The organism is Actinomadura decatromicini (assembly GCF_008121305.1).
In the GTDB taxonomy this organism is placed as follows: Bacteria; Actinomycetota; Actinomycetes; order Streptosporangiales; family Streptosporangiaceae; genus Spirillospora; species Spirillospora syzygii.
In genome coordinates, this window is sequence record NZ_VSRQ01000002.1 from 1,244,882 (window position 1) to 1,267,225 (window position 22,344).

Below are 22,344 nucleotides of genomic sequence, written 5' to 3' on the forward strand. Positions count from 1 at the left end.
CGATGACCAAGCATTGGACACGATGGCTCGGCGGCGTCGTCGCAGCCGCCACCCTCGTCCTGTCGGCGGGTGCCGCGCAGGCCGCCGATGGGTGGACCGCGTCGCCCGCCACCGGGGTCAACGGCCCCATCAGCAGTTCCAGCGATACGGACGCGTGGGCATTAGGCACCTCGGGGTTCGCGCACTGGAATGGGAGCAACTGGCAGCAGGTCGCGGCACCGGCCGGGATCGGGCGGGTGAACGCCTTCGCCACCCGTGGACCGGCGGACGCCTGGGCCGTGGGGCGCGTGAGCGCCACCGGATATCGGATCTCCAACCCGCAGATCAGCCACTGGAACGGCAGCACGTGGAGCATCTCGACCAGCCCCGCCATTTCGGGACGGCGGGCCGGGCTGAACAGCGCGGCCGCCGTCAGTGCCTCCGACGCGTGGGCCGTGGGTTCCGACGGACGGTTCGCGCTCGTCGAGCACTGGGACGGCACGTCCTGGAGCCGCGTCACCGTGCCCGAACCCGCCACCGACGACTTCTTCAGTTCCAAGCTCGGCGCCGTCAGCGCACGGTCCGCCAGCGACATCTGGGCGGTCGGGACGTGGGGGCACCTGTCGTCGGCTCCTGACAGCCTCTATGCCCTGCACTACGACGGCACTTCCTGGAGCGTCGTCCCGATGGAACAGACGGGGAGCCTGTCCAACAGCAACGCGCCCGTTGCGAACGGGGTGGTCGCCATCGCCGCCAATGACGTGTGGATGGTCGGTGACCAGGGCAATTTCGGGTCCCCCCTCACGCTCACCGAGCACTGGAACGGCAGCAAGTGGGCCATCGTGCCGAGCCCGTTCGACCACGGCTCCACGTCGTCCAACAGCATCAGCAGTGGCGCGCTCGCCGCGGTGACGGCGCGGGGCCCGAACGACGTCTGGGCGGGCGGCGACTCCTTCACCTTCACCGACGGCGACCCGGCGGGCGTCTACAGCGCCCTGCTCATCCACTGGGACGGGACCCGCTGGACGCAGGCGCCCGCACCGACCACCGGCACCAACAACTCGATCCAGGGCCTCGCCACGACCCCCGGCGCCCACATCATCTGGGCCACCAACGCCGGCAGTCCCAACCTGCTCACCCACCCGTAATCCAATGAACCGGCGCCGCCCGGTGGCTCCCGGCCACCGGGCGGCGTCGCAGGGCCATGGTCCCTCTCACGGCTCGATTCCTCTCACGGCTCGATCATCCAGGTGCGTCCCGGCGGCGAATAAGAGCCACTTCCGATGTGATGAGGGGACTCTTGATGCAACGTTCCTCCTGGCTCCGCAGAGCCGTCCGGGCAGGCGTCGCGCTGGTCGCCGTGACCAGCGCGCTGCCTCTCACCCTGTCGGCGGCGGGTGCCGCGACCGCGGCGGTGCCCTCGGCGGCGCCTCCGGCCTACGCCGCCGACCTGCCCGACCTGAGCACTCCGCAGGTGGCCTACGACCGGCTCGCCAATCAGACGGCCCAGGGAGTGGCCGTTCGCGGCACGGACGGCGCGCTGCTCTACGCCGCACGCTCGGGCAGCGGCTTCGCCGCCCTGCAGTCGCTCGGCGGGTTCATCGTCGGCGACCCGTCCGCCGTGGCCACGTCCAATGGCACCGACCTGTTCGTGCGCGGCGGCGACAACCAGGTCTACGCCAACCACGTCGCCCCCTCCGGCGCGGTCACCGGCTACTCGGTGCTGTCCGGGCTGACGGTCACCGGGGAGATCGAGTCGATCGTCCCGGCGGACGAACCGACCGGGACCGTGCGGATCTTCGCCCGCGGCCCGGAGGGCGCGGTGTGGACCAACGTCCGCCGCAACGGCTCCTGGGTCGGATGGAGCAGCCTGGGCGGATTCATCACCAGCGACATCACCGCGGGCCGGCTGATCGGCCCGATCGGCGGCAACGTCCGCATCTTCGTCCGCGGCGGCGACAACCGCGTCTACCTCAACCAGATCAGCCCGACCGGCGCCTCCGGTTTCCAGGCCGTCGACAACATGCGCGTCACCAGCAACATCGCGATCAGGGACAGCGACCCGATCAACGCCCTGGCGATCTTCGCGCGCGGCGAGGACAACCGGGTCTACACCCGCGACCTGTTCACCGGAACGCCCTGGAAGCCGCTGGACGGCGTGACGGCCACGAGCGACATCGCCGTGACCTCACGGGCGCTCTACGTCCGAGGCGGCGACAACGCCGTCTACGTCAACCCGCAGAACTCCGGGAACGGCGCCTACACGGGCTTCCAGCGCGTCGACGGAGCGGTCACCGGTAACCCGACGGCCTTCACCCTCCAGCCCAACGGAGGCCCGCTGACCCAGTACCTGCTGGCCCGCCAGCCCAACAGCACGCTCGCCTTCACCACGGGCGGCCCGCCGTTCGGCGGATACACCCCGGTCTCCGGCCCGACCATCGATTAGTACACTCCCCGGCCCCGCCGTCGTAACGACGGCGGGGCCCACCCTTTCCAACGTCACCATCTCCTGCCGGTTGGACAAGCGGCGAACAGCCGCCCGCGACGCTCCCGGCGGCGCCGTGACGGCGGCGCCGCACCCGGCTGGACGCGGCGCTTTCCGGCGGCGATCGGCGGGGGTTCCGGGGGACCCTTCTAAAGCGCTGGGGCGACTGAGGCTGGTGGGACGGGTGTGACCACCAGATCAGAAGCATTTCGACACAGTTGTTAAAGCGGTGGGCAAGACAGAAAACCCATTGAAAAAGACGAAGTTGATCCGCTTCTGAGCGGGGCATACCGTCGCAAATGGCCGGAGCGACCGACTAGGTCGCGACGGAAACCCCCGATTCAATGGGAAACACTTCCATGATGAATGCAAAGCGAACGGCGATCGTGCTGGCGGGCTCTCTCGGCCTGCCCTTCCTGACGGCCCTCTCGGCGTCCGCGGCCCCCGATGCGCCGGAAGGCGTCAGCGTCGACGTGGTCACCGTCAACGGCTCCGGCTGCCGGGCCGGGACGTGGTCGGTGGACATCAGCGACGACCGGACCGCCTTCACCGTCAACTACAGCGACTTCACCGCCTCCGCCGGCGGTGACACGTCGCCGACGGAGTCGCGGAAGAACTGCCAGATCAACCTGCGGGTCAACGCCCCGAGCGACTACACCTACGCCATCACCGGCCTCGACCACGAGGGCTACGCCAGGCTGCGGGAAGGGGCGACCGCCACGCAGCTGACGAACGTCTACTTCCAGGGCTCCCCGGAGACCCAGCAGCTCGGCAACCACCAGCTCCGGGGCCGGTACCGCGGCCGATGGGCGTTCCAGGACAGGGTCAGCCCCCAGCAGGCGGTCTACAAGCCCTGCGGTGAAGAGCGCAACCTCAACATCAACACCGAAGTGCGGGTGGACGCGGGAAGCTCCGACGCCTGGACGAGCTACATCTCGACGGACTCCACCCACGGCAGCGCGCGATACCTCTTCGCCTGGAAGCGCTGCTGAACGGTCCTGGAATCCGAGGTATCGGCGCGCCCGCGGTGTTGTCGATGTCGCAAGGCCCTTTGACGGACGGGCTGGTCGTTCGACCAGACTGGCTCGTCCGAGTGGAAAGGGCCGGGCTTATGCGAATCGACGTGGACGTCGTGCGGATCGGTGACATCGCGGTCGGCCGCCGGTATACCGGGAATGGTCGGAGTGGAGTGCCGTGGGTGTTCGTTCATGGCCTCGGGGAGGATTCCGCGTCATGGGCGGCGCAGCTGAGCGCGATGGGGGAGACCCGCCCGGCGTTCGCGGTCGACGTCCGAGGCCATGGGCGTACCGACCTCGGGCGCGCCGACGGCACACTGCGGCAACTGGCCCGCGACCTGGTCGGCTTTCTCGGAACGGTCGGCCCGAGCGTCTGCGTGGGCTTCTCGATGGGCGGGGCGGTCGTCCTGGCGGCGGCCGCCCTGGCCCCCGACCTGGTCGAGCACGTCGTGCCGGTCTGTACGTCGAGCGTCGTCGGCGCTCGCGCCGCCGAGCGGTTCCGGACGCGGGCGGACGGCATCGAGGCCGAGGGAGCGGAGTTCGCGCGTGCGAGCCTGTCCGAGAACCTCTCCGCCAACGTGCTGAGTTGGCCGGTCGACTGGGAGGAGCAGCTCGCCTCCCGGCTCACGGCGATCGGCGACGGGAAGGGCTACGCGAACGCGGCGCGGGCGATGGCCTCCATGCATGAGGATCCGCTCACCCCGCGATTGGCGGACGTGCGGGCGCCGGTGGACGTCTTCATTGGCGAGCGCGACACGTCGTGCCCATGGCGGGCCGGGGAGATCATCGTCGGCGCGGTGCCCGACGGCCGGTGCCATCTGCTTCCGGGAGTCGGGCATTTCGTCAACATCGAGCGGCCCGACGTCCTGACCGAAGCGCTGATGAAACTCCGCCGATGAAAATCGGGGCCTGAGCCAGGCGCCCCGGCGGCCCGTCGCGGCGGTCCGCCGGGGCGGTTCGGGCCGTACTGGCAGGCTGTGCCGGTTCCGGCCGTGCCGGTTCGGGCCGTGCGGTTCAGGCCGTGCCGCCCACCAGGTCGAAGACGCGCCTGACCTTGCCCGTACCGGCCACGCCGGTCTTCTCGACGATCTCCGCGTCGTCCATGAACTCCACGAGGAACCGCACGTTCAGCGTCCGCTGCAACGTCGTGGCGAGGTCGTCGCCCGCCGAGGGCGCGACCGCGCTCGGGAGCTTGACCGCGAGCACCGAGCCCCGCTCCGGGTGCTCGCGGTGTTCGAGGAAGAAGTCGACGGGAGCGCCCAGGCTGGACGTCAGGACGTCCTCTACCGATGACGCCCAGATCGTCTGGCCGTGGAACCGCACGGCGTCGTCGACCCGGCCCTGGATCGGCAGGATCCGTACCGAGGTCTCGCCGCAGGGACACGGTTCGTGCGTGAGGGCGGCCCGGTCGCCGGTGCGGAACCGGATCCGCGGGCTGGACGGCCGCAGCCAGGAGGTGACGACCAGCTCGCCGTACTCGCCGTCGCCGACCGGCCGCCGCCGCTCGTCGAGTATCTCGGGGACGACGCCGCTGGTGACGTGCATGCCGAGCGCGCCGTGCCGGGCGCTGCTGGCCTCGCACTCGGCGGAGACCCAGCTCAGGTCCGTCGAGGCGAAGTTCATGACGACCCGCGCGTGCCAGGCGTCCTCCAGGTGGCGGCGGTTCTCGGCGCTCAGGGCCTCGCCGTTGGTGAGGAGGAGGCGGACGCTGGAACCGCGCGTGTCGAAACCCAGTTCGCGCGCCCTGCGGGTGAGGTAGGTCAGATACGAGCCCGCTCCTTGGAGCACGGTCGCGCCGACGGTCTGGACGACGTCGAGCAGTTTCTCGGCCGGGGTGACCTTGCCGCTGCTGAGGGGGAGGACGGTCGCGCCCACCGCCCGGGCGGCCTGCACGCACGACCACGCGCCGCGGGGCAGGCCGAAGGTCAGCGTGATCGCGCATATGTCGCCGGAATGGATGCCCATCATTTCCATGTGCTCGCGGTAGACCTGTTCCATTCGCGGGAGGTCCGTGCGGGGGACGGGGAAGATGCGCGGTTTCCCGGTCGTTCCGGTGCTGGAGTGAATGAACGCCAGATCCGCGAGGGCCTCCTCGACGTAGAGGTCCCCGAACGGCGGTCGCGCCGCGATGGAGGCGCGCAATTCCTCGACGGACCAGGTCGGCCATTCCTGGAGGACGGGCGCCTCGGCCGGAACGCGTCCGGCCGTCTCATTCCACAGGCGCGCGTAGAACGGCACGTCGCGCAGGGCCGTCGCCAGGGCGGCGCGCAGGCCGTGCGGGGTGTCCGGTCGCTGTCCGTGGCTCGACTGTCCCATCGGGGATCTCCTGTTTCGTGTGCCTGATTCGTGTTGTCCGCGTTTCGTGTCGGCCGATTTCCCGGCCGTCACAGTGACCGGGTGAGTTTCTCCGCCATGGCGAGGACTCCCGCGTCGTCCCCGAACCGGCCGAAGATCTGCATGGCTCGCGGCATGCCCGACCGGTAGGCGCCGAAGGGGACGGAGACGGCGGGGAGCCCGGCGAGGTTGAGCAGCGCCAGCCGTGGAAATTGCAGCGGGGAATAGGTCTCCGTGACGCGGGGCGGTTCGGGCGCCACCACGGAGAAGGCGTAGTCGTAGGCGGCGAGCGCGTGCCTCAGCGCGAGGCCGCGCTCTCGTTCCTCGCCGGTCGCGCGCAGGTATTCGGCGGCGCTCTGGGTCCGTCCGGCCTCGTAGATCGGGCGGGCGTAGTCGGTGAGTTCCTCGACGGCGTCGAAGAAGTCCGGCGAGAGCCTCAGCGCGGCCGCGACGTGCTCGGCGGCGTACGGCCAGACCCGCGCGGTGGTCGGCGGCGGGACGAGGCGGTCCCAGCGGAGCCGGTCGAGGGCGCCGAACACGTCCCGCAGGAAGTCGGTCAGGTCCCGCGCCAGCGCGGCCTCCTCCGACGCCGACACCTCCGCCGACGCCCCCGCCGACGTCGGCGCCGACGTGTCGGCGATGAAGGCGACTCGCAGGCCGTCCGTTCCCCTCCTGAGGGCGCTCTCGAACTCCTCGTCCGCCAGTGGGGCCAGCGCACTGGCGGGATCGCGCCAGTCGGCGCCGCCGAGGGCCTTCGTCAGCTCCCAGGCGTCGCGCGCGTCCCGCGTGATCGGCCCGGGGTGCGAGCGGGTCGGCGCGGCGTTCCAGTCCTGCACCCACGGGACGCGCCGGAAGGACGGCTTGAACCCGACCAGGCCCTGGTAGGCGGCGGGGATCCGGATCGACCCCGCGGAGTCGGTGCCGACGGCGGCGGCGCTCATCCCGGCGGCCACCGACGCCGCGGCCCCGCCGCTGGACCCGCCGCAGCTCCGCGCGGTGTCGAGCGGGTTCCGGCCGGGTCCGGTGAGCCGGTTGCGGACGTCCGTGCACAGCGCGAACTCGGACGTGTTGGTCTTGCCGATGATGATCGCCCCGTGCCGCCGCAGCCGCTCGGCGATCACGCTGTCGGGCCGCCGGTTGTGCCGGAACACCGCCGACCCGTAGGTCGTGGGCATCCCGGCGACCTCGATGGTGTCCTTCACCGAGATCGGCAGTCCGAGCAGGGCGGGCCGGGGACCGGCGGCGCGCCACGCCTTCGTCGCCGTCTCCGCCTCGGCCAGCGCCCGGTCGCGGTCGACCGCGAGGAAGGCGTGGATCGTCCCGTCATGCGCGTCCATGCGGTCCAGCGCCCGCTCGACCGCCGCCAGGGGGGTGTCCTCGCGGCTGCGGAAGCGCTCCCGCAGTTGGAGCAGCGTGGGTTCGTCCGGCGGGTGGACGCCGCTCATCAGGCGGTGCTCCTGCGTCGCGGCGCCGCCCCGCGCCCACCGGCGGCGCGCTCGGCGAACAGCAGCGAGGTGATGTGCTTGCCCGCCAGCACCACCTCGCGGGCGACCAGGTCGTGCCGGTCCCGCAGGGACGCCGTCCTGCCGGAGAGGCCGATGGCCAGCACCGGCGAACCGACGCCGTCGTGCACGGGCGCGGCCACGGAGGTGGTGCCGCGTTGCAGTTCGTCGACGGTGACGCAGTATCCCCGCCGGCGGGCGTCCGCCAAGCGGGCGCGGACCTCCTCGAACGAGCGCGGGGCGTTGGGGCCGCTGCTGTCGTAGGTCGCGTCCGCCAGGAGGGCCTCGACGGCCTCGTCGTCGAGGCCCGACATCAGGGCCCGTCCGGAGGCCGTGCAGTAGATCGGCACGACCCCGCCCGGAAGTACTCCACCGGCCCGTTCGTTGACGATGACCTGACCGCCCCGGGGCCGCGAGGTGTAGAGGGTGAGCACCTCGTGCCCGGACAGGACGGCGATCCAGCAGGTCTGCCCGGTGCGGGTGGCCAGCTTGCGGACGACCGGCCCGGCGATGGAGACCATCTGCCGCCCGCTGACGCGGAGGGAGAACGCGTACACGAGCCAGCCCAGCGAGTACCGCTGCGTCTCGGGGTCCCGGGTCACCATTCCGTATTCGCCGAGGACCTTCAGCACCCGCGACGCCTGGCTTTTGTCGCAGGGCAGGAGGTTGGCCAGTTCGGTGACGCTGAGGGACTCGTTCAGCGACAGGTGCCACAGCGCCGCTATGCCGCGGCGCAGCGTGTTCTGGTCCGCCGGGACGGCGGTGGTGAGCAGGCTCGACAGGCCGAACCGCGGTCCCGGACGGGCCGGATCGCCGCCCGTCATCGCCGTTCGGGCCATTCCGCGATGACCGGCGCGACTTCCTTGCCGAGCAGCCGGAGGCATTCCAGGTGCTGTTCGTGGGTCGCGCCGTCGAAGAGGACGTCGACCTCGTCCACGCCGAGCTCGTACATCCGCCGCGCCGCCGTAATGCAGTCCTCCGGGCTCCCGAACATGCTCGGGCTCTCGTTGATGATCATGTCGAGGTCGTCCTTGAACGCCCTGGCCCGGTCGAAGGACACCGACGAGCCCGTCTTGCGCACCATCTGCTCGTACATCTCGACGGTGCGGTTGACGTAGCCGACCACGTAGTCGCCCGCCTGGCGCCTGGCCTCGGCCATCGACTCCGCGCAGTGCCCGTTGACCAGGATCGCGACCCGGTCGAGCCGCACGAGCCCGGTCGGCGTGTCCGCGCCGGTCGCCGCCTCGAACGCCCCGCGGTAGCGGGCGACCCGGCGCTCGGCCTGGTCCCAGTGGATGCCGTTGCCGCCGGTCAGGAGCCCCAGGCCGAGCCTGCCGGCGGTCGCGTGCGAGCCGGGGCTGGTCGCCGCCCAGTAGATCACCGGGTGCGGCCGGTTGACGGGCTTCGGCACGACGGCGACCGGAGCGATCTTGTGGAACCTGCCCTCGTAGGACAGGACGGGACGCGTCCAGGCCCCGAGGATGATGTCGAGGTCCTCCAGGGTCCGGGGCTCGGTCTCCGGCACGGGGACGCCGAACGCCTCGGCGGTCAGCGGGGTGTTCCCGCGCCCGATGCCGAACTCCATGCGCCCGTCCGCCAGGACGTCGATCGCCGCCCAGCGCTCCGCCACGTTGAGCGGGTGGTGCAGCGGCGTGATCACGACACCCGGACGGATGATGATCTGCGACGTCTCCCGCGCGATCGCCGCCATGATCACGTCGATCGGGCCGGTGACGTTCGTCGGGAACTTGAAGTGCTGCTCCGAGATGCTGAACGAGTGCAGGCCCGCCTCGTCGGCGACGGCGGCCTCCACCACGATCTCCTGGATCCGCCGGGCGGGGTCCCCGTGCCCGCCCACGAACCCCTGGGTGGCGACACCGAGCTTCACGGCTGGTCCTCCTTCGTCCGGTCGGCGGTCAGTCCGTGGCGGGCGGCCTCGGACCGGAGGTCGCGCAGCCACTGCCCGGCGGGCGGCTTCGTCCCGTCGCGGCCCACCGCGACACCGGTCAGCTCGACGGTGACGTGGACGCGGCCGTCGGGCTTGGCGATCCGGGTGGTCGTCGTGAACGAGCGGCCGCCGACCCGGGAGACGAACGTCCGGACGACGACGAGGTCGCCGAGCCGGAGCGCGCCGTAGTGGTTGATCACCTGGCGGACCATCGGATAGTGCACGTCGGCGCGGCCGAGTTCCTCGATCGGACGCCCCGCGGCGCGGAAGAGGTTCTCCATGCCGACCTGCGCCCACTGGACGGGGTGGCCGATGTAGACGACGCCCGCGGCGTCGGTGTGGTGCATCGAGACGCGGCTTGTGTACTCGTCGACGTAGCTCAGCGCGGAATCGACGTCAGAAAGTGTCATTGTGCGGAGTCCAGTCCATGGGCGCGAAGTCGGATTCGCTGATCACTTCGCCGCCCGGGTCGGGCAGCGGCGGGTTGTGTCCCGGGGAGATGCCGACCGTCGGATCGTGCCGCCGGAAGACGATCTCGCTCTTTTCGTCGTCGCGGTACATGGCGGTGCCCCAGACGGCTTCGCCGTGTATTCGCGCCTTGCCGGTTCGGAACATCGGTTGCCACATGTGCCGGTCACCTTCGGAAGAATTGTTCGGGCCTTTCTGCGACTCTGTCGAATTCTCCGGGCCTGCGGCAACGCGGCTTGCGGTCCCTGCAACGCGGCGGCCGGCTCAGGTGGCGACCGCCCGGTGCCCCCAACTGCTGAACGGCCTGCCGACCCGCCGCACCGCCCAGTCCGGGCCGACGCGCATCCCGCCGAAGCCGATCTCCATTTCCCAGCCGGACGGTGTCCTGGCGTAGAAGGAGACGAGGTCGTCGATCGCGTGGCGGCCGAGCGTCTTTGTGACCAGACCGCGTTTCATGGCCTCGTCGAGACTTCGCCCGACCTGCTCCAGGTCAAGTGCCTGAAGAAGGACGTGATGCAGTTCCGGACGCTGCCACCGCATGAGCGCCGCGGAATGGTGCCGCTCGTTGCACCGCAGAAAGCAGAACGCCTCGGGCATGACGTCGGTGACGCGGAAGCCGAGGACGCCGCAGAAGAAGTCGACGGCCTTGGCGAGGTCGGTGACCCCGAGCGCGACGTGGCCGAGCCCGAGGTCCCCGGTCACGAAGCCGACGCCGGGACGGCTGAACGCCACCGGCTCGGCGGCGACCGAGGCCCCGAGGCACACCTCGTGCCGGAGCCCGTCCGGGTCCGTGAAGCGCAGCAGGTCGATGACCTCGCGGTCCGCGATCTCCGCCGCCGTGCCGCGCTCGACCGTGATCCCGTCCTCCTCCAGCGCGATCCGGCATTCCAGCAGGTCGGAGGCCGTGGCGACCTCCCAGCCGAGCCATGCGGGAGCGTCCTCGGCGGCGGCGCGGACGTCGAACCGGTAGGACCGCTCGTCGAGGCGCAGTTTCAGGCGGTCGCCGTCCCGGACCGGCGCCAGGCCGAGGACGGCGGTCGCGAACTCCTCCCACGCGTCCAGGTCCCGGGCGTTGACGGCCAGGTGGGAAAGGGCCTTGACCCTCATGCGTCCTGCTCCTTCGGGGAATCGTCGAGGGCTCCGTCCAGGAAGCCGATGACGGCGCGGTCGTGCTCCAGCGGCCTCTCCCACTGGGGCCAGTGCGCGGCGTCCTCGATGAGGCGGAACCGCGCGCGCGGGATGAGGCCGGCGATCCGGCGTCCGGTGTCGGGGCCGTGGCCGGGGTTGTGGTCCGTCCAGAGCACCAGGGTCTCGGCGGCGACGTCGGCGAGGCGGGCCTCGTCGATCTCGGCGCGGGCGCCGGAGCCGAACCCGAAGGAGTTCTCGGCGATCCGGAGCCGCGCTTCGCGTCCGGTGGGCTCGGTCATCATGAAATGGCGCAGTTCCACCAGTTCGTCGGTGACGAGCGCCGGGTCGGCGACCAGCCATTCGAGGCGGCGCCGCACCTTCTCCCTGGACGGGTTCCGCAACGCGTCGAGGCTGCGCGCGCGCAACGCCTCCCGGCCGCCCGCCACGTCCTCGGCGACGCTCCCGGCCTTCCAGCGAATCCCCGCCGTGGTGTTGAGCACGAGTCTGCCGACCCGGTCGGAATGGTGGAGCGCGAGCCACAGGCACACCCATCCGCCGAGGGACTCGCCCTCGAAATGGGCCTTCTCGATGCCTTCCGAATCGAGGAGGTCGAGGATCTGGCGGGCGTAGGCGGGCACCATGTCGGGCTCGAAGGCGGGCTTGCTCGACAGCCCGTGCCACAGCAGGTCGATCGCCATCGCCCGGTAGCCCGCCGCACCAAGGCGCCGCACATTGCGCGCATAGGACTCCGCGTGGCCGCCGTTGCCGTGCAAAAGGACCAGCGGATGGCCTTCGCCGTTCTCGATGACCCGGGTCCGGTAGCGGTTCCCGAGGAAATCGACCCGTGTTCCGAGCAGCGCCAGCCACAGCGAGCCGGTGGGTTTCCCGGCCGCGTCAACTGTCATCGATTTTCCCTTTCCGGCGAAGTTCGTGATCGTTTGGATTTCACAGCCCGATGACCAGGCGTCTGCTCTTCGCCCTGGAGACGCAGATCATCATGGAGTTCCCGGCGCGGCGCTCGTCGTCGTCGAGGACCAGGTCGCGGTGGTCGGGGATCCCCTCGACGACCCGGACCTCGCACGTCCCGCAGATGCCCTCGCGGCAGGAGAACGGCGCCGCGACGTTCGCCTCCTCCAGCGCCTCCAGGACCGACTTGCCCGGCGGGACCTTCACCTCCGCGCCGGAGAGCTGGGCCACCACCACGAAGACGTCCGCCCCGCCCTCCGCCCCGCCCTCCGCCGCCGGGGCTCCGGCGGTCGTCGGGGCGACGAAGCGCTCGTAGTGCAGGGAGCCCTCCGGCCAGGCGGCGGCGCACCTGTCCTGGACGGCCCGCAGCAGCGGCTCGGGGCCGCAGCAGTACACGGCCGCGTCGTCGGACGGCCGTCCGAGCGCGGCGTCCAGGTCGATGAGCTCGCCGCGGTCGGCCGCGAACAGCCGGACGCGCCCGGGGTCGACGGCGGTGAGCTCGTCCACGAAGGCCATGGACGAGGAGGCGCGCCCGCCGTACCAGAGGCGCCAGTCCAGGCCCCGGCGGTCGGCCTCGCGGACCATGGGCAGGATCGGCGTGATGCCGACCCCGCCCGCCACGAACTCGACCCGGGCCGACGGCGTGAAGGGGAAGCGGTTGCGCGGCCCGCCGACCGGGAGCCGGGCGCCGACGCGCAGCTCCTCGTGGACGAAGCGCGACCCGCCGCGGCTCTCCGGCTCGCGGAGCACGGCCACCCGGTAGCAGGTCCGGTCGTCCACCTCACCGCAAAGCGAGTAGTGGCGGACGAGGCCCGTGGGAAGGGACACCTCAAGATGGGCCCCGGGCTCCCAGGCAGGCAGCTCCGCCCCGTCCGGATCGACGAGCGTCAGCGAGACCACGGAGTCGGACTCCCAGCGGATCTGCTTGACCAAAAGTCGCATGGGACCGGCCTCAGCCCGTCTTCGGCAGGAGGTCGAGGCGTCCGGACGGCCGGACGACCTTGGCCAGCAACACGGCCAGCAGCAGCGACAGCACGACGACGTCGCGGTAGTCGGACGAGACGTACCCCGCGACGTAACCCTCGATGGAGGCGACCACCAGGGCTCCGGCGGGCGCCCACGCGAAGTCGCCGAGGCCCACGATGGCGATCGCCATGAACGCCTTCAGCGCCACGAAGTCGCCTCCGGCGTAGGTGACCGGGATCAGCGGGGCGATCAGCACTCCGGCCAGCGCGGCCAGCGCCCCGGCCGCGGTGTAGGCGATCGTCCGCTGCCTGGCGACGTCGATGCCGATCCCGCGCGCGCCGTCGGGATTGTCGGCGCACGCGCGCATCGCGCGGCCCCGGTCGGTGCGCCGGAAGAAGAGCTGCGACGCGACCGTCCCGGCGACCGCGACCACGATGACGCACACCGCCTGCGGGGTCACCGGCACCGGGCCGACCGGCACCGGGTCGCCGGGCAGCAGGGCGGGCGGCTTCACCGGGTCGACGCCGAACCAGTGCCGCGCGGCCTCCATCAGCACCATCGAGACGCCGATGGTGGCGATGATCTGCACGACGACGCGGTCCCCGGCGGGCCGTAGCAGCAGAATCTCCACCAGCAGGGCGATCGCCGCCACCGCCGCGACGGCGAGGAGGGCGGCGACGGCCGCCGGGAGGCCCCACCCGGCGGCGAACTGGAAGCTCAGCATCCCGCCGAACATGTAGAGGCCGCCGATCGCCAGGTTGAGCAGGCCGGAGACGGCGATGTTGAGGTTCCAGCCCTGGCCGATCAGCAGGTAGACGGCGGCGAGCGTGACGTTGGCGAGGGTGAGCTGCAGGAACTCAGCCATGGTGGCTCCCCGGGTCCATCGCGGTCTCCAGGTAGGCGCTGTCGATGTGGCGTTCCGCGGCTTCGCTCCCGGCGTCCGCCGCGTACACGACCCGGCCGCGCTGGAGGACGACGCACCGGTCGCTGATCTCCAGGACGGGCCGGATCTTCTGCTCGGCGAGGACCACCGAGCGTCCCTCGTCGGCGAGCCTCCGGATCAGGACGAGGAGCTCCGACCAGACCTTCGGCGCGAGGCCCATGGACGGCTCGTCCAGCAGCAGCAGGCGGGGGCCCGGCACGAGCGCGCGCGCCAGGGCGAGCATCTGCCGCTGCCCGCCGGACAGCCGCCCGGCGGGGACGTTCAGCTTCGCCGCGAGGTCCGGGAACGGTGCGAGCGCGGCGTCGACGGCCGCGCGCAGCGCCGCGCCGCGCACCCCGGCGGCGCGGCCGCCGAGCCGCAGGTTGTCGGCGACGCTCATCGTGCCGAACAGCCCCCGGCCCTCGGGCACCAGCCCCATGCCCAGCGCGATCCGCTCCGCCACCGGCGCCCGGGTGACCGGTGCGCCGTCCAGCAGGACGGTCCCGGCGACGGCGGGCAGGAGACCGAGGACGGTCTTGAGCAGCGTGGTCTTGCCCGCTCCGTTCGCTCCGGCGACGGCGGTCACGGTCCCCGCCCGCGCGGCGAACGTCACGCCGTGCAGCACGGTCATGTCGCGGTACCCCGCCGACACGCCTTCGACCCGCAGCAACGCGTCGGCCGTCATGACACCTCCCGTTCCGGGACCGACCCGAGGTAGGACTCGCGGACGGACTCCAGCCGGATCACCTGGTCGGGCTTGCCCGCGGCCATGAGCCGCCCCTGGTCCAGCACGACGAGCTCGTCGGCGAGCGACAGCACGAACGGGATGGCGTGCTCGACGAGGACGACGGTCGTGCCCCGCGCCCTCAGCGTCCTGACGACCTGGCACAGCGCCTCGCCCTCGGACCGGCTGAGGCCGGAGAAGGGCTCGTCGAGCAGGGCGAGCCGCCGGGCGCCCACGAGCAGCCGGGCGAGCTCGACCAGGCGCCGCTCGCCGAAGGTGAGCGAGCCGGTCGGCTTGGCCAGCAGGTGCCCGGCGCCCGCCTGCTCCGCCGCCGCGGCCGCCAGGGCGAGCCGGTCGCCGCGCGGGACGTCGGCCCCGGCCGCGACCGAGGCGTCGATCCCGAGCTGGATGTTCTCGACGACCGAGAGCCCGGTGATGATCCGTGACTGCTGGTAGGTGCGCGCGAGTCCGAGCCGGGCGCGGCGGTACGCCGAGAGCCGCGTGACATCGCGGCCGTCCAGCTGGACGGCGCCCCTGCTCGCGCGCGTCTCCCCGGCGATGAGGTCGAGGAGGGTCGTCTTGCCCGCGCCGTTGGGGCCGATCAGGCCGACCACGGTGCCCGGTTCGATCCGCAGGTCGACGTCGCGCACGGCGTGCAGCGATCCGAACGACCGGCAGAGGCCCGCCGTCGTGAGGCTCGCGCCGTCGTCACGCCGTCCGATCGCCGTGACCGGGGCCGTCACGCGGGCGGGCTCGCGGCTCGCGGGTGGCGGCGGCGCGGCCGCGTCGTCCTCGCGGCGGCGGATCCACCCGTGCGGCGCCAGCCGGACGGTCAGCAGCGCGGCGACGCCGATCAGGAGTCCGTGCAGGGAGCCCGCGTCCCCCAGGAGGGGACCGGAGACCTCCAGCAGCACCACTCCGAGGACGGCTCCCCACAGGCTCAGCGACCCGCCGATGAAGACGGCCAGCGCGAGGGTGAACGACTCTCCGAAGGAGAACTGCGAGGGCGCGATGAACCCGAACGCGGCGCCGAGGATTCCGCCGGCCACCCCGGCGGCGGCCCCCGAGACGGTGAACAGCTCGCGTTTGATGCCGACCACGTTCAGGCCCATGCCGTCCGCGAGCGACTCGTCGTGCCGGATCGACTGGATCGCCCGCCACCGCCTGCCGCGCCCGTAGCGCAGATGCGCGCCGACGGCGAAGGCGGCCAGCAGCCCGAGCGCCAGGGCCGCGTACTCGCGGGGCGTCTCCAGGCGCAGGCCGCCGACCTCGATGTAGGGGATCCCCGACAGGCCGCTGGAGCCGCCCGGCACGCCCGCGCCCGAGACGGCCAGCGCCGACGCCAGCAGGCTGAACACGATGGTCGCGATCGCCAGGTAGTAGCCGCGGATGCGGAGGATCGGCGAGACGAGCGCGGCGAGCGCGCCCGTGACGAGCGCCCCGCAGAGGAGCGCGGCCACCGAGGGCACTCCGAGCTTCGTCGTCAGGATCCCGTACGAGTAGGCGCCGATGCCGACGAAGGTGGCCTGGCACAGGGAGATCTGACCGGCGAACCCGAGCACCAGCCCCAGCCCGACGGCCGCGATGCCCCAGATCCCGATGGCCAGCAGCACCGGCTCAAGCTCGCCGCCGAGCGCCGCCGCGCAGACGACGACCAGGACCAGGGCGACGAAGACCCGGAGCCGGACCCGGACGCCCGCCCGGCGGATCCGGCCGGCGGCCGCCGAACTCATGGGGAGTCCTTCAGGACGAACCCGCCCCGCGGCGTGAAGCGGGCCGGCAGGAGCGTTCCCTCTTCGCTGGCGCCCCGGTGGTCGGCCCTGGTGATCTGCTGCACCGCGTAGGCACCGAAGTACTTCTGGCCGTGCTCCAGCGCGGTGATGAGCTTCTTCGTCTTCGTCCCGTCCGCCTTCGCTATCGCGGCGGCGGCTATCTGGACGGCGTCCCATCCGGCGGCGGAGATGGTGTCGGCCCCCGACAGCGCCGCCCTCAACGCGTTGATCTGCGCGGCCTGGGCGGGATGGTCCTCGGTCCCGCTCGGGGCCAGCATCGCCGGAATCCAGGTCGCGATGTTGCCCGCGCCGACGTCGCCCTTCACCTGGCCCGCGAAGCGCAGCGAGGCCGCCGAGTTCGGCAGCCACACCGGCGTCCTGATCCCGAGCGCCTTGACGTTCGCGACGCCGACGAGCGCGTCCGGGCCGGTGGCCTGGACGCGGATGGCGTCGGGCCTGTTGCGGCTCACCGCGAGCAACTGCGGGGTGAGGTCGTTGGCGGGGCCGTTGAACCGCTGGACGTCGACCGCGATGCCGCGCGCCCTGGCGCCGCCGACGAACGTGGCGACGGTCTGGTCGCCGCTGGTGTCGTTCGCGGCGACGAGACCGACCCGTTTCACGCCGCTGGTGGCGAACTGCGTGGCGATCGCCTGCTCCATGGTGGAGTAGTCGAGGCCGATCCCGAACATGTTCGTGTCGTTCTTCGGCAGGTCGCCGGCGCTGAGGCAGAGCCCGGCGACGTCCTCCCTGACCAGGATCTGGGCGGCGGCGGCGCAGTCCTGGGCGAACCCCGGACCGATGATCAGGCCGGCGCCCTTGCGCTTGAGCTCGGAGACCAGCGTGGCGGCGCGCGTCGGATCGCTCTGGTTGTCGCGCGCGACGACGCGGATCCGCCTGCCGCCGACGCCGCCCGCGGCGTTGAGCTTCGCGACCGCCGCCTGGATCCCGGCCTGCATCCCCTTGCCGAGGAACGAGCCGGTGCCGGTGAGTTCGAGGTCGAGGCCGAACACGATCTCGTCCTTGGCCGAGTCGTCGCCGCGCGAACACGCGGTGAGCGCGAGCGAGGCCGCGATCAGGGCCGCGGACAGTTGCGTCCAGCGTTCCGGGTGCTGCTTGGAGCGTCCGGGGGCGTGGTGAGTGTTCATGTCAGTCCACCGAGTCCTTAGGGGCGGCGAAGCGCGGCGGGCCCTGGAAGCCGCGGGCGTGCCCGTGCACCAGCCGGCGCCAGTGGATGAGCGCCATGTCGGGCTTCATCAACTGCTCGGACGACCACTCGTCCTCGTTGGCGAAGACCTCCTGGAGCGCGCAGCGGGCCCAGATGTCCTGGTCGTTGAAGCCGTCGCGGTGGAACATCTGCTCCCACATGCCGTGGTACTGGGCGACGAAGTCCTTCTCCTCGTCCGCGTTCGCGCACGGCCGGACGAGCATCTGCACGTAGTCGTGCCGGTCCTCATCGATCGGGACGTACCACTCGAAGTGCGTCATCTCCGGGTCGGGCAGGAACTTCGTGATCTTCAGGACGCCGGGGAGCCAGATCGACCCCTCCTCGGTCGTCGACCGGTGGGTGCCGGTCGCCTTGACGACGCTGCCGTTGACCTCGGCCTCGTAGAGCGGCTCGTAGTTCTCGCGCAGCATGTCGACGAGGCCGCGGCGTCCCCCGGCGGAGACGAACTCCGGCTCCTTGCCGGGCACCATGTTCAGGCCCAGCGGCATCCGGCGCGAGGTGCCCGTGACGATCGGCGCCTCGCGGTGGAAGTAGATGTGCGTCGGGTCGAAGCCGTTCTCGGCGCCGAGCCGCCAGTTGCTCGCGATCGTCCGGCGCAGGCCGACGACCTTGTGGTCCTCGCCGAGGAACCCGGGCGGGACGTCCGCCTCCAGCGGGCCGGGCTCGTCGTCGCCGATCCAGGCGAACACGACGCCCTGGCGCTCCGCCACCGGATAGCTCGCGATCTTCGCCCGGCCGATCAGCGGACAGTCCGGCTGGGTCAGGACGCCGGTGAGGTCGCCGGTCCGCATGTCGTAGGTGAAGCCGTGGTACCAGCACGTCACCGTGCCCGGCACGTGGCTCTCGGCGCCGCCGGGCTTCGCCGACAGGCGCACCATGTGGTGGACGCAGCTGTCCGCGACGGCCAGCACCGTGCCGTCGACCCGGTTGAAGAGGATGTTCTCGCCGAGCATGCGCCGGGTCCGGAACGTCCCATCCTCGATCTCGTGCGAGAAGAGCGCCGGGTACCAGTAGTTCCGCAGCCCGTGCCGGGCCTGGGTGTAGCCGACGTGCCACCGCCCGCCGCGCAGCGGCCGCGCGCCGCCGGTCTCGTCCACGCGGCCGGTCTCGTCCACGCCGGCGTCGAGCTCCGCCGCCCGCTCCGTCGTACCCATGAATCGTCTCCTCATCATCGCCGGGCCCGCCGACGAGGCGCCGGGCGAGGCGAACGCCCGGATCCGCCGTCCGGGATCTGCGCCGTCTCTTGTCGAAGGGGGGCGGTGGCTTCCGGACCAGGGCTGCCGTCCCGGCCGTTCCACCGCTGTTCAGGTTCCGCTCATCGTCAATGTGACCCAGTCGGCATTCGCGGGCGAACCGCGGTTGCAGCTATCGCAACTCCGTGTTCTCCGAGGTCGGGGACGGGGTTGCTCGGAATGCAACGGGGCTTGCTCGGAAGGCGCGCCGTCCCGCATCGTCGAGGCGGTTCCCCGCCCCTTTGGCATCACGGAAGGCGCACGAGAATGGACATCGCACAAGCCGCCCTCGAATCGGCGCTGAGCCTGGCGACCCTGCACGGCGAGCCGGTCGCGGTCGCCGTCGCCGACGGGTCGGGGCGCTGCCTGGCGTCCAGCCGCGGAGGCGACGCCGACTGGACGTTCGAGACGGAGGCGCGTGCGCTGGCGGAGGCGAGCGCCCGCGCCCGGCTGGATTCGGCGGCGCTTCGGCGGGCGGACGGCGCGCCGGAGCGGGTGGGCCGCGGGACTTCGCTGCTCGTCGGCGGGCCAGACGGGATGGACTTGGACTTCGCCGTGGCGGTGAGCGGGGCCAGTGCCGAGATCGAGCGGGCGTGCGCGGAGCGCGCCGTCCAGATGCTCGCGCGGACGTCCGGGTCCGGGCCGGGAAGCGCCGAGCTGCGCCGGGTCATGGGCAGCTTCGTCACGGGCGTCGCCGTCGCCATCACCACGGACCCCGGCACCGGAGGGCCGGTCGGGTTCACCGCGACGGGGCTCGTGTCGCTCTCCCTCGACCCCCCGCTGGTCGGCCTGTCGGTGGGGCACGCCGCGTCCAGCCATCCCGCGTTCGTGCGGTGCACGGACTTCACCGTCAGCGTGCTGCACGCCGGTCAGTCGGACCTCGCGGTCCAGTTGGCGCGGAGCGGCCCGGAGAAGTTCGGCGGCGTCGACCTCGTCGAGACCGCCCGGGGCGGCCGGCGGCTGGCCGACGCGAGCGCCGCCTTCTCCGCCCGCACCCGCAACACCCTGCGCACGGGCGACCACACGCTGGTCATCGGCGAGGTCTACGAGGCGCGGCTGTTCGCGGAGCGGCCCGTCCTGCTCTTCTTCGGCGGCGGCCGGTTCGGCGACGCCGAGCCCCGGAGCGCGGCCGCCGCGGCGCGCTGACCCGCGCCTCATCGCAGCGGAAGCCGGCAGACGAGCCGCGCGCCGCGCTCGGCGGGAGCCGCGGTGAGCGTGCCGTGGTGGAGGACGGCGATGGCGCGGGCGATCGTGAGGCCGAGCCCGGCGCCGCCGGCGTCCCGGCCGCGGGCCGTGTCGGGCCGGTAGAAGACGTCGAAGACCCGGTCGCGATGGTCCGGCGGGATGCCGGGCCCGTCGTCCTCGACGGTGAGGACCGCGTGCCCGCCGCCGCGGTCCAGGGTGACGGTGACCGTGTCGTCGGCGTGGCGTTCGGCGTTGTCGAGCAGGGCGGCCAGGAGGCGCGCGATCAGCGCGGGGTCTCCCGGCACGGTGAAGGCCTCGGCGAGCTGGAGACGGGTCCGGCGCGGCGAGCCGCGGGAGGCCCGCCCGGTGATCAGGGCGGCGAGGTCGACCCGTTCGTCGGGGGCACTCGCCGCGGTGTCGAGCCGCTCCAGGAAGAGCAGGTCGGCGACGATCCCGCCGAGGCGTTCGGCGGCCCGCAGGGCGCCGGAGAGCGCGGAGCGGGTCTCGTCGCCTTCGGCGTACGCGAGCGCCTCCCTCAGTTCGAGCTCGAAGGACGCCACGGGCGTGCGGAGTTCGTGGGCGAGGGCCGCTGAGAACCGGCGGTTGCGTTCTTCGCGGACGCCGGGCGGGTCGGGCTGACCACCTCGATGACCGATCGGCGCTCCACGCGCCCTGGCCGGGTGGTCGGTGGTGAATCCGGTCATGATGACGGCTTCTCCTGTTCGCTCGCGGTGATGGGTGGGGCGGAGGCGGCGTCCGGCGCGGGCTCCGGCCGTCGCCTCCGCATGGCGCCGATCAGGTGGCGGAGCCCGCCCGGCTGACCGCGCGGGCTCGCGGCGGCAGGTCGCCGGTGAGCCCGGCCAGCTCGCGCCATTCGGCGATCGGCGCGCCCGGCCGGGCGGTGAGGACCTGCAGGCAGACGTGGTCGGCCCCGGCGTCGAGGTGGGCCCGCACCCGGTCCGAGACGGCGTCGAGCGCGCCGGGCCCGCCGCCCGCCACCAGCGCGTCGACGACGCGGTCGGCCGGGGCGTCGGACAGCTCCTCGATCGCGTAGCCGAACCGCAGCATGTCCTTGACGTGCGCGCCGCCGAGCGCGAAGTACCTGGCGACGTGGGCCCGTGCCAGCTCGCGGGCCCGGGCCGGGTCGGGGTCGAGCACGACCGCCTGCTCGACGGCCAGCAGCGCGTCGGGACCGAGGCGGGCGCGGGCGTCCTCGGTGTGCGCGACCGGCACGAGGTAGGGCAGCGCGCCGTCGGTCTTCTCGGCCGCCAGGTTCAGCATCTTCGGCCCGAGCGCGCCCAGGACGCGGCGGCTGGGCGCCGGCGGCGGCGGGCTCTGCAGGGGCACAGCGTCCATCGCGTCCAGGTAGGCGCCCATCGTGGAGACGGCACGTCCGCCGGACGGGACGCGATGCCCCAGGTAGATCAGCGGCCGGTCGTCCACCCGGTGCCCGCCGAGGCCGAGGACGAACCGGCCGGGGTACGCCTCGGCGAGGGACCGCTCCGCGGCGGCCATCGCGATCGGATCGCGGAAGAAGATGTTCGCGATCCCGGTGCCGACCACGAGCCCGTCCGTCGCGCCGAGGAGCAGCCCGGCGTGCGTCAGCACGTTGCGGCCGAACTCCTCGCCGATCCACAGGGCGCCGAAGCCGAGCGACTCGATCTCGGCCGCCACTTCGCGCACCCGGGCGGCGGGTTCCTTGTCGAGCGCCAGCGTCCACAGGCCGAGGGGGCCCGCCGTCGTGTCCATCCGTCCTCCAAGAGATAGAATGAGAGCCTCTCACCTAAGCATAGTGAGAGGCTCTCACCTTAACAAGGAGGTCGTGTGCCGCAGCCCAGGGCGTTGCGCGCCGACGCGCGCCAGAACCGCGAGAAGCTGCTGAAGACCGCGGACGCCGCCTTCCGCCGGCACGGCGTGCAGGCGTCGCTGGCGGAGATCGCGCGCACCTGCGGGATCGCCATCGGCACCCTCTACAAGCACTTCCCGACCCGCGAGGCCCTCCTCCAGGCCCTGATCCACGACCAGGTCATCGGTCTCCGGGAGAGGGCGGAGCGGCTCGCCGGCTCCGACGCGCCGCGCGAGGCGCTGATCGAATGGCTGCAGGAGTTCGGCCGCTGCTCGTCGACCTACCAGGGCCTCGCGGAGTCGATCCTGGCCACCGCCGAGGCCGAGGACTCGGACCTGTACGCGAGCGTCCGGAGCATGCGCGCCGCCGCCGACCTGCTCCTGGTCGAGGCGCAGAAAGCGGGCGCCATCCGCACCGACGTGTCCCGCGCCGAAGTGTTCGCCATGGTCTGCGGGGCGGGCGCCGCGAGCCACTACACGACCGCCGACCTCGACCGCCTGCTCCGCCTGGCCGTAGAGGGCCTCCAGCCCCGCTGACCCCCAAGAACAGGCGCTTCGCGCCCGTCCGCCCCGGCGATGCCCACGCCATGCACGAGTGCGACCCGACTCCTCGTGCATGACCGGGCCGCCGGGGCTTTCGCATGCCG

The 22,344-nt window shown here is 72.3% G+C and carries 22 protein-coding genes; 6 read left to right on the forward strand and 16 right to left on the reverse strand.

Annotated features, from left to right (window positions below):
- Positions 1–2: 2 nt before the first annotated feature.
- The 4 genes from FXF68_RS13435 (at position 3) to FXF68_RS13450 (ending at position 4,379) form a co-directional block, all read left to right on the forward strand.
- Positions 3–1,127 carry a hypothetical protein gene (locus tag FXF68_RS13435; RefSeq protein ID WP_148759226.1) on the forward strand — a complete coding sequence of 375 codons (1,125 nt, stop codon included), beginning with the start codon at positions 3–5 and terminating at the stop codon, positions 1,125–1,127.
- A gap of 155 nt (positions 1,128–1,282) precedes the next feature.
- Complete coding sequence (locus tag FXF68_RS13440) at positions 1,283–2,425, forward strand: DUF8189 domain-containing protein (protein WP_148759228.1); 1,143 nt, start codon at positions 1,283–1,285, stop codon at positions 2,423–2,425.
- Between the two features lie 401 nt (positions 2,426–2,826).
- Positions 2,827–3,456, forward strand: a complete 630-nt coding sequence (locus FXF68_RS13445) for a DUF4360 domain-containing protein (protein ID WP_148759229.1) — start codon at positions 2,827–2,829, stop codon at positions 3,454–3,456.
- Positions 3,457–3,575: 119 nt separating this feature from the next.
- Positions 3,576–4,379, forward strand: coding sequence for an alpha/beta fold hydrolase (locus FXF68_RS13450; protein WP_187437895.1), 804 nt, complete (start codon positions 3,576–3,578; stop codon positions 4,377–4,379).
- 115 nt (positions 4,380–4,494) lie between these two features.
- Here the strand turns inward: FXF68_RS13450 and FXF68_RS13455 are convergent, their stop codons facing one another.
- The 14 genes from FXF68_RS13455 to FXF68_RS13520 form a co-directional block, all read right to left on the reverse strand.
- Positions 4,495–5,796, reverse strand: coding sequence for a phenylacetate--CoA ligase family protein (locus FXF68_RS13455; protein ID WP_148759231.1), 1,302 nt, complete (start codon positions 5,794–5,796; stop codon positions 4,495–4,497).
- A 68-nt stretch (positions 5,797–5,864) separates the two neighbouring features.
- Positions 5,865–7,259 carry an amidase gene (locus FXF68_RS13460; RefSeq protein ID WP_148759232.1) on the reverse strand — a complete coding sequence of 465 codons (1,395 nt, stop codon included), beginning with the start codon at positions 7,257–7,259 and terminating at the stop codon, positions 5,865–5,867.
- Positions 7,259–8,155, reverse strand: a complete 897-nt coding sequence (locus FXF68_RS13465) for an IclR family transcriptional regulator (protein ID WP_187437896.1) — start codon at positions 8,153–8,155, stop codon at positions 7,259–7,261. Before FXF68_RS13465 ends, FXF68_RS13460 begins: the two co-directional genes overlap by 1 nt.
- Positions 8,137–9,204, reverse strand: coding sequence for an LLM class flavin-dependent oxidoreductase (locus FXF68_RS13470; protein WP_187437897.1), 1,068 nt, complete (start codon positions 9,202–9,204; stop codon positions 8,137–8,139). Before FXF68_RS13470 ends, FXF68_RS13465 begins: the two co-directional genes overlap by 19 nt.
- Positions 9,201–9,674, reverse strand: a complete 474-nt coding sequence (locus FXF68_RS13475) for an acyl-CoA thioesterase (protein ID WP_148759235.1) — start codon at positions 9,672–9,674, stop codon at positions 9,201–9,203. Before FXF68_RS13475 ends, FXF68_RS13470 begins: the two co-directional genes overlap by 4 nt.
- The gene (locus FXF68_RS13480) at positions 9,661–9,891 is read right to left on the reverse strand and encodes a hypothetical protein (RefSeq protein WP_148759236.1); all 231 of its coding nucleotides are present in this window, start codon (positions 9,889–9,891) and stop codon (positions 9,661–9,663) included. Before FXF68_RS13480 ends, FXF68_RS13475 begins: the two co-directional genes overlap by 14 nt.
- Positions 9,892–9,996: 105 nt before the next feature.
- A complete protein-coding gene (locus tag FXF68_RS44450; protein WP_148759237.1) occupies positions 9,997–10,839 on the reverse strand; it encodes a VOC family protein in 843 nt (280 codons plus the stop codon).
- The gene (locus FXF68_RS13490) at positions 10,836–11,765 is read right to left on the reverse strand and encodes an alpha/beta fold hydrolase (protein ID WP_148759238.1); all 930 of its coding nucleotides are present in this window, start codon (positions 11,763–11,765) and stop codon (positions 10,836–10,838) included. Before FXF68_RS13490 ends, FXF68_RS44450 begins: the two co-directional genes overlap by 4 nt.
- 40 nt (positions 11,766–11,805) lie before the next feature.
- Positions 11,806–12,768, reverse strand: coding sequence for a PDR/VanB family oxidoreductase (locus FXF68_RS13495; protein ID WP_148759239.1), 963 nt, complete (start codon positions 12,766–12,768; stop codon positions 11,806–11,808).
- A gap of 10 nt (positions 12,769–12,778) precedes the next feature.
- Complete coding sequence (locus tag FXF68_RS13500) at positions 12,779–13,657, reverse strand: branched-chain amino acid ABC transporter permease (protein WP_148759240.1); 879 nt, start codon at positions 13,655–13,657, stop codon at positions 12,779–12,781.
- Positions 13,650–14,399: an ABC transporter ATP-binding protein gene (locus tag FXF68_RS13505; RefSeq protein ID WP_148759241.1), complete on the reverse strand. Its 750-nt coding sequence runs from the start codon at positions 14,397–14,399 to the stop codon at positions 13,650–13,652. The genes FXF68_RS13500 and FXF68_RS13505 overlap by 8 nt, the downstream gene beginning before the upstream one ends.
- A complete protein-coding gene (locus tag FXF68_RS13510; protein ID WP_148759242.1) occupies positions 14,396–16,171 on the reverse strand; it encodes a branched-chain amino acid ABC transporter ATP-binding protein/permease in 1,776 nt (591 codons plus the stop codon). The genes FXF68_RS13505 and FXF68_RS13510 overlap by 4 nt, the downstream gene beginning before the upstream one ends.
- Positions 16,168–17,355: an ABC transporter substrate-binding protein gene (locus tag FXF68_RS13515; RefSeq protein WP_148759243.1), complete on the reverse strand. Its 1,188-nt coding sequence runs from the start codon at positions 17,353–17,355 to the stop codon at positions 16,168–16,170. Before FXF68_RS13515 ends, FXF68_RS13510 begins: the two co-directional genes overlap by 4 nt.
- A 1-nt stretch (position 17,356) precedes the next feature.
- Positions 17,357–18,589 (reverse strand): Rieske 2Fe-2S domain-containing protein, encoded by a 1,233-nt coding sequence (locus FXF68_RS13520; RefSeq protein ID WP_187437898.1) that lies wholly within the window; start codon positions 18,587–18,589, stop codon positions 17,357–17,359.
- Positions 18,590–18,934: 345 nt separating this feature from the next.
- Between FXF68_RS13520 and FXF68_RS13525 the strand changes: the two genes are divergently transcribed.
- Positions 18,935–19,813 carry a flavin reductase gene (locus FXF68_RS13525; RefSeq protein WP_187437899.1) on the forward strand — a complete coding sequence of 293 codons (879 nt, stop codon included), beginning with the start codon at positions 18,935–18,937 and terminating at the stop codon, positions 19,811–19,813.
- 8 nt (positions 19,814–19,821) lie between these two features.
- Here the strand turns inward: FXF68_RS13525 and FXF68_RS13530 are convergent, their stop codons facing one another.
- Entirely contained in the window at positions 19,822–20,556 is a 735-nt protein-coding gene (locus FXF68_RS13530) for a sensor histidine kinase (protein ID WP_148759246.1), read from the reverse strand.
- A 91-nt stretch (positions 20,557–20,647) separates the two neighbouring features.
- Positions 20,648–21,601 carry a TIGR03620 family F420-dependent LLM class oxidoreductase gene (locus tag FXF68_RS13535; protein WP_148759247.1) on the reverse strand — a complete coding sequence of 318 codons (954 nt, stop codon included), beginning with the start codon at positions 21,599–21,601 and terminating at the stop codon, positions 20,648–20,650.
- 75 nt (positions 21,602–21,676) lie between these two features.
- Between FXF68_RS13535 and FXF68_RS13540 the strand changes: the two genes are divergently transcribed.
- Positions 21,677–22,234, forward strand: coding sequence for a TetR/AcrR family transcriptional regulator (locus tag FXF68_RS13540; protein ID WP_148759249.1), 558 nt, complete (start codon positions 21,677–21,679; stop codon positions 22,232–22,234).
- Positions 22,235–22,344: the final 110 nt, after the last annotated feature.

Bases quoted from the DNA above. Each gene is read 5' to 3' on its own strand.
- FXF68_RS13435 (WP_148759226.1), top strand. From the start codon at position 3: ATGACCAAGCATTGGACACGATGGCTCGGCGGCGTCGTCGCAGCCGCC.
- FXF68_RS13440 (WP_148759228.1), top strand. From the start codon at position 1,283: ATGCAACGTTCCTCCTGGCTCCGCAGAGCCGTCCGGGCAGGCGTCGCG.
- FXF68_RS13445 (WP_148759229.1), top strand. From the start codon at position 2,827: ATGAATGCAAAGCGAACGGCGATCGTGCTGGCGGGCTCTCTCGGCCTG.
- FXF68_RS13450 (WP_187437895.1), top strand. From the start codon at position 3,576: ATGCGAATCGACGTGGACGTCGTGCGGATCGGTGACATCGCGGTCGGC.
- FXF68_RS13455 (WP_148759231.1), bottom strand. From the start codon at position 5,796: ATGGGACAGTCGAGCCACGGACAGCGACCGGACACCCCGCACGGCCTG.
- FXF68_RS13460 (WP_148759232.1), bottom strand. From the start codon at position 7,259: ATGAGCGGCGTCCACCCGCCGGACGAACCCACGCTGCTCCAACTGCGG.
- FXF68_RS13465 (WP_187437896.1), bottom strand. From the start codon at position 8,155: ATGGCCCGAACGGCGATGACGGGCGGCGATCCGGCCCGTCCGGGACCG.
- FXF68_RS13475 (WP_148759235.1), bottom strand. From the start codon at position 9,674: ATGACACTTTCTGACGTCGATTCCGCGCTGAGCTACGTCGACGAGTAC.
- FXF68_RS13480 (WP_148759236.1), bottom strand. From the start codon at position 9,891: ATGTGGCAACCGATGTTCCGAACCGGCAAGGCGCGAATACACGGCGAA.
- FXF68_RS44450 (WP_148759237.1), bottom strand. From the start codon at position 10,839: ATGAGGGTCAAGGCCCTTTCCCACCTGGCCGTCAACGCCCGGGACCTG.
- FXF68_RS13490 (WP_148759238.1), bottom strand. From the start codon at position 11,765: ATGACAGTTGACGCGGCCGGGAAACCCACCGGCTCGCTGTGGCTGGCG.
- FXF68_RS13495 (WP_148759239.1), bottom strand. From the start codon at position 12,768: ATGCGACTTTTGGTCAAGCAGATCCGCTGGGAGTCCGACTCCGTGGTC.
- FXF68_RS13500 (WP_148759240.1), bottom strand. From the start codon at position 13,657: ATGGCTGAGTTCCTGCAGCTCACCCTCGCCAACGTCACGCTCGCCGCC.
- FXF68_RS13505 (WP_148759241.1), bottom strand. From the start codon at position 14,399: ATGACGGCCGACGCGTTGCTGCGGGTCGAAGGCGTGTCGGCGGGGTAC.
- FXF68_RS13510 (WP_148759242.1), bottom strand. From the start codon at position 16,171: ATGAGTTCGGCGGCCGCCGGCCGGATCCGCCGGGCGGGCGTCCGGGTC.
- FXF68_RS13515 (WP_148759243.1), bottom strand. From the start codon at position 17,355: ATGAACACTCACCACGCCCCCGGACGCTCCAAGCAGCACCCGGAACGC.
- FXF68_RS13520 (WP_187437898.1), bottom strand. From the start codon at position 18,589: ATGGGTACGACGGAGCGGGCGGCGGAGCTCGACGCCGGCGTGGACGAG.
- FXF68_RS13525 (WP_187437899.1), top strand. From the start codon at position 18,935: ATGGACATCGCACAAGCCGCCCTCGAATCGGCGCTGAGCCTGGCGACC.
- FXF68_RS13530 (WP_148759246.1), bottom strand. From the start codon at position 20,556: ATGACCGGATTCACCACCGACCACCCGGCCAGGGCGCGTGGAGCGCCG.
- FXF68_RS13535 (WP_148759247.1), bottom strand. From the start codon at position 21,601: ATGGACACGACGGCGGGCCCCCTCGGCCTGTGGACGCTGGCGCTCGAC.